The organism is Dietzia sp. DQ11-44, assembly GCF_014145205.1.
GTDB classification, from domain to species: Bacteria; Actinomycetota; Actinomycetes; order Mycobacteriales; family Mycobacteriaceae; genus Dietzia; species Dietzia natronolimnaea.
The window spans coordinates 1-5,370 of sequence record NZ_JAALEC010000335.1 but is presented as its reverse complement, the minus strand read 5'-3'; the positions used below and the strand labels follow the sequence as shown (position 1 = coordinate 5,370).

Annotated in this window: 6 protein-coding genes; 3 read left to right on the top strand and 3 right to left on the bottom strand. The window is 70.7% G+C overall.

What is annotated here, in order from left to right; all coding sequences use genetic code 11:
- Nucleotides 1–970 (top strand): serine hydrolase (locus G6018_RS09110; RefSeq protein ID WP_182639439.1); only part of this gene is annotated, 970 nt, incomplete at its 5' end.
- 13 nt (nucleotides 971–983) lie between these two features.
- Here G6018_RS09110 and G6018_RS09105 read toward each other — a convergent pair.
- The 3 genes from G6018_RS09105 to G6018_RS09095 form a co-directional block, all read right to left on the bottom strand.
- On the bottom strand, nucleotides 984–2,246 hold the full coding sequence (locus G6018_RS09105) for a deoxyguanosinetriphosphate triphosphohydrolase (RefSeq protein ID WP_182609448.1): 1,263 nt from the start codon (nucleotides 2,244–2,246) through the stop codon (nucleotides 984–986).
- A gap of 69 nt (nucleotides 2,247–2,315) precedes the next feature.
- Complete coding sequence (locus tag G6018_RS09100; RefSeq protein WP_179526206.1) at nucleotides 2,316–2,933, bottom strand: YdcF family protein; 618 nt, start codon at nucleotides 2,931–2,933, stop codon at nucleotides 2,316–2,318.
- A gap of 53 nt (nucleotides 2,934–2,986) precedes the next feature.
- Nucleotides 2,987–4,375 carry a glycine--tRNA ligase gene (locus G6018_RS09095; RefSeq protein WP_179524974.1) on the bottom strand — a complete coding sequence of 463 codons (1,389 nt, stop codon included), beginning with the start codon at nucleotides 4,373–4,375 and terminating at the stop codon, nucleotides 2,987–2,989.
- Between the two features lie 180 nt (nucleotides 4,376–4,555).
- Here G6018_RS09095 and G6018_RS09090 point away from each other — a divergent pair, with 180 nt between their 5' ends.
- Together G6018_RS09090 and G6018_RS09085 are read left to right on the top strand one after the other, a co-directional pair.
- Nucleotides 4,556–4,927, top strand: a complete 372-nt coding sequence (locus G6018_RS09090; protein WP_179524973.1) for a metalloregulator ArsR/SmtB family transcription factor — start codon at nucleotides 4,556–4,558, stop codon at nucleotides 4,925–4,927.
- A gap of 3 nt (nucleotides 4,928–4,930) precedes the next feature.
- Complete coding sequence (locus G6018_RS09085) at nucleotides 4,931–5,368, top strand: Fur family transcriptional regulator (protein ID WP_182609447.1); 438 nt, start codon at nucleotides 4,931–4,933, stop codon at nucleotides 5,366–5,368.
- The last annotated feature ends 2 nt before the right edge of the window (nucleotides 5,369–5,370 follow it).

Below are 5,370 nucleotides of genomic sequence, written 5' to 3'. Positions count from 1 at the left end.
GGGCATCGGCCTGCCGCAGGCCACCGACGTGCCGGCCGAGGTCGGTGCGGCACTCGACCGGGCCGCCGGCCAGGAGGGCACGCGCGGACTCGTCGCGGTCCACCGCGGTGAGATCCTCGACGAGTGGTACGCCGACGGCTTCGGTCCGGACACCCGGCAGCTCGGGTGGTCCATGGCCAAGAGCGTGGCGGCCACCCTGGTCGGGCGCGCGCAGCAGGAGTTCCCGGAGGCCGACCTCGACCCGGCGGACACGAATCTGCGCCCCGAGTGGACCGACGAGCGGGCGCAGATCTCCCTCGACGACCTGCTGCGCATGACCTCCGGGCTGGAGTGGGACGAGGACTACGACCTCGGCACCCCCATCACGCAGATGCTGTTCGCCGAGCCGGACATGGCCGCGTTCGCCGCCGCCCAACCGCTCGCCCACGAGCCCGGGACCGTCCGTCAGTACTCGTCGGGCACCACCAACATCGTGTGCGACCTGCTGCACGAGCGCACCGGCCTCGGGCCCGAGATGGCCGATCGGCTGCTGTTCGACCCGCTCGGGATGACCAGCGCGGTCCTCGAGGCCGACGCCTCCGGCCGGTCGGTGTGCAGCTCGTATTTGTGGGCCACGCCGCGGGACTGGGCGCGGTTCGGGCAGTTCACGCTGGATGACGGCGAGGTGGACGGTCGCCGCCTGCTCCCCGCCGGATGGATGGACTACGCGACGAGCGTCGTCCCGGCCGGCGGTGAGCCCGAGCCCTACGGCGCGCAGTGGTGGACCAACGACGCCGGTGACGGCACCCCGCTGCGTCTTCCCGGGATTCCCGCGGACGCCTACTGGGCCTCGGGGCACGACGGGCAGTACATCGTGGTGGTCCCGTCGGCCGATCTCGTGGTGGTGCGGACCGGGTTCTCCCCCGGTGGGTCCATCGGCGCGCTCGGCATCGAGGACCTGGTCGGCGACCTCACCCGGGCCGTGGGTTGAGCCGGCTTACTGCTCAGCCCCAGGCCGCCTGGATGCCGGCGCTCGCCCGGTCGATCCGCTCGAGGCGGCTCTCGGTGTAGAGGGCCACCTGGTCCACGATCACGCGCATCCGGGCCGCGTCGTCCGGGGCCGCGTCCCACAGCGGGCGCAGTACCGCGTCGAGTCCGGCCGGCGCCGAGTGCGCCAGGTACTCGGCCACCCGGTGGATACGGTCGCGTTGACGATCCTGCCGGGCCCGGTGCCCCGGGTCGCTCATCACGTACCGCACGGCCATGGTCTTGAGCATCACGACCTCGGCCTCCACGTGCAGCGGCACCTCGAGGTCGGCGCTGTACCGCCCGTGCGGCATCTCACCGTGCACCTCGCGGGTGGTGTGGATGGCGGGCATGACGAACCGCCCGACCAGCTCGCTGGTCAGCGCCTTGAGGGCGACCGCTCCCGCGAAGGACTCCTCGAACGGCTGGACGGCGCGGACCGCGTCGAGCGCGCCGAGCCGCCCGGCCGCCTCGCGCAGCTGGTCGGCGTCGGGCCCCCGGAACTCGCGTGCGCCCAGCTCGGCCAGCGCCGCGACCTCCGACGGGTCGGTCAACGACCGCAGGTCCAGCCTGCCCGCCACGATCGCGTCCTCCACGTCGTGGACCGAATAGGCCACGTCATCGGAGAAGTCCATGATCTGCGCCTCCAGGCACCGGGTGTCCCCGGGTGCCCCCACGCGGATCCAGGCGAGGGTGTCCGCGTCGTCGGGATAGGCGCCGAACTTCCTGGTGCCCTCCCGCGGCAGCCACGGGTACTTGGTGGCCGCGTCCAACGCGGCGCGGGTGAGGTCCAGTCCGACCCCGCGCCCGTCGGCGTCGACGACCTTGGGTTCCAGCCGCGTGAGGATCCTGATCGTCTGGGCGTTGCCCTCGTATCCCCCGAACCCTCTCGCGACCTCGTCGAGGGCGCGCTCACCGTTGTGCCCGTAGGGCGGGTGTCCGATGTCGTGGCTCAACCCCGCCAGGTCGGCGAGGTCGGGGTCGCAGCCGAGGCCGGCGGCGATGCTGCGGGAGATCTGCGCGACCTCGAGGGAATGGGTGAGGCGGGTCCGCGGCGTGTCACCGTCCCCGGGCCCGACCACCTGCGTCTTGTCGGCGAGCCGTCGCAGAGCCGCCGAGTGCAGGACCCGCGCGCGATCCCTCTCGAACGGGCTGCGCTCACTGGCCGTCCCCCGCGCCCGGGCGGGCCCCTCACCCACCCGGCGCTCGGCGTCTGCGGCGTCGTACGCGTACCCCGTCATGCGCGTCTCCTGTCGGGCGAGTGTGCCCCGTCGTCGTCCCTGTCCGGTCGTGAACGTCGTGTCCACCGATCAGCCGGGGAAGTCCACGTCCGTCCCGGCGATCCGGTGGTACTGGTACCAGAGCACCGCTCCGGTCTCGCGGATGATGCTCAGGACCTGGTTCTCCCGGGTCCAGACTGCGGGACCCTGTCGGGTCGGCGACGTCCACGCGTCCAGTCCGGCGTCCCGGGCCATCATCCGCGCCCGATATGAGTGCGTGGGGTCGCTGACCAGCACCACGGAACCACCGCCCTGGTCACGCACGGTCAGGGCCACGGCGTCCAGACTGCCGACGGTGTTGGACCCGGTCTCGACCGCCAGGATCGCGGTGGGCGGCACCCCCAGCGTGGCCAGATAGGCGCGACCCGCACCGGCCTCGGTGAACCGGTCACCCGGCTGGTTCCCACCGACCGTGATGATCTGGGGGGCGACGCCCTCCTCGTAGAGGGTGGCGGCGTGGTCGAGTCGGGACTGGAACACCGGGGTCGGGACGCCGTCGTACTGGGCCGCGCCCAGGACGACGATCGCGTCCGCCGGCGTGCGGTCGTCCACCCGCGCGACGTGCCACACACGGAACGCGATGAAACCGGGGACGGCGAGACACAGCAACAGCGCGATGACCAGGAGCCATCCGATGGCCCTGGACACCGCCCGCAGCGGGGACCGGGATCTGTTCACCCGACCAGTGTGCCAGCGCCGGGTCAGCAGCCGATGAGCCGCTGCGCGAGGTACCCCTCGACCTGGTCGATGGCCACCCGCTCCTGCTGCATGGTGTCCCGCTCACGGATGGTCACGGCCTGGTCCTCGAGGGTGTCGAAGTCCACGGTGATGCAGAACGGGGTGCCGATCTCGTCATGGCGGCGGTAGCGGCGGCCGATGGCCTGCGCGTCGTCGAAGTCCACGTTCCAGCTCTTGCGCAGCTGCGCGGCCAGGTCCCGTGCCTTGGGCGAGAGGTCGGCGTTCCGCGAGAGCGGCAGCACGGCTGCCTTGAACGGCGAGAGACGCCGGTCGAGCTTGAGCACGGTCCGGGTGTCGACGCCGCCCTTGGAGTTGGGGGCCTCGTCCTCGGTGTAGGCGTCGATGAGGAACGCCATGAGCGACCGCGTCAGGCCGAAGCTCGGCTCGATGACATAGGGCACGTACTTCTCGCCCGAGGCCTGGTCGCGGTACTGCAGGTCCTCGCCGGAGTGGGTCTGGTGCTGGGTGAGGTCGTAATCCGTGCGGTTGGCCACGCCCATCAGCTCGCCCCAGGGGTTGCCGGAGAAACCGAACTTGTACTCGAAGTCGATCGTGCCGGCCGAGTAGTGGGCACGCTCGTCGTCCGGGACGTCGAAGCGGCGCATGTTCTCCGGGTCGATCCCCAGGTCCACGAACCAGTCCCAGCAGTCCTCGACCCACCGCTTGAACCACTCGTCGGCCTCGTCGGGCTTGGTGAAGAACTCGATCTCCATCTGCTCGAACTCACGGGTCCGGAAGATGAAGTTGCCGGGGGTGATCTCGTTGCGGAACGCCTTGCCGATCTGGCCGATCCCGAACGGCGGCTTACGCCGGGCGGTGGTCATGACGTTCTTGTAGTTGACGAAGATGCCCTGGGCGGTCTCGGGCCGGAGGTAGTGCAGGCCCTCCTTGTCGTCGACCGGGCCGAGGTAGGTCTTCATCAGGCCGGAGAACAACTGCGGCTCGGTCCACGAGCCGGGCTGGCCCGTGACGGGGTCGTTGATGTCCGCCAGTCCGTTGGCCGGCTCGCGCCCGTGCTTGGCGACGTAGGCCTCGATGAGGTGGTCGGCGCGGTAGCGCTTGTGCGTGTGGAGGGACTCCACCAGCGGGTCGGTGAAGGTGTCGACGTGGCCGGAGGCCTCCCACACCTTGCGGGGCAGGATGATCGAGGAATCTAGGCCCACGACGTCCTCGCGGCCGGTGACGAAGTTCCGCCACCACTGCTTCTTGATGTTGTCCTTGAGCTCCACGCCGAGCGGACCGTAGTCCCACGCCGAACGGGTTCCGCCGTAGATCTCGCCACACTGGTACACCAGTCCCCGGCGCTTGCAGAGGTTGACGACTGTGTCGATGACGGACGCTGAGGATGCCACGTCGGGGGTTCTCCCTTTGGTGAGTCGGTTGGCGGAGGTGTCGGGGTGGACGGCCTCGGCGCGGGCCGGCGCCCGCGGCACTTCTCACCAGGGTATCCGGTCCACCCCGGCGGTCTGGGATACTGGGGTCCCCCACCCGACACGGCGCAGGTCCCCACCGCGCCCGGAAGGTTGCAACTAATGGCATCCGGACCCGAGTCCCCGGCCGACGCCGGGTCTGCCGCGGAGATCCACGATCCCGGCTCCCACGCCGCCCCCGTGCCGCTGCCACCGCAGCACGTGGTCTCGGCCGCCGGCGAGTTGCTCCGTGCGCTCTCGGCTCCGCTGCGGATCGCGATAGTGCTGCAGCTCCGCGAGGGGCCGCGCTGCGTCCACGAGCTGGTGGACGCCCTGGAGGTCGCGCAGCCGCTGGTGAGCCAGCATCTGCGGGTGCTCAAGTCGTCCAACGTCGTCTCCGCCCACCGCCGGGGACGCGAGATCCGCTACGAGTTGCTCGACGACCATCTGTTGCACATCGTCGAGGCGGCCGTCGGGCACGCCGGGGAGGAGTAGGACGTGGACACACCGGACAAGTCGATCGGCGTGCGTTCGACCCGTCAACGCAGTGCCATCTCCGCGCTGCTCGACGAGTCCAAGGGGTTCCGTTCGGCCCAGGACCTCCACGCCGAACTCCGCGAGCGCGGGGACGCGATCGGGCTGACCACCGTCTACCGGACCCTGCAGTCGATGTCCGACGCGGGTGCGGTGGACGTGCTGCGCACCGACTCCGGGGAGTTGATCTTCCGGAAGTGCTCCGATTCGCACCATCATCACCTGGTGTGTCGGGTGTGCGGGTTCACGGTGGAGGTCGAGGAGCCGGGGGTCGAGACGTGGGCACACCGTGCCGGCGGGGCCCACGGCTTCACCGAGGTGACCCACACCGTCGAGTTGTTCGGCGTCTGCGCGGCGTGCGTCGCGGCGGGGAGGGGCGAGCCGACGGGCCGGGCGGACTGACT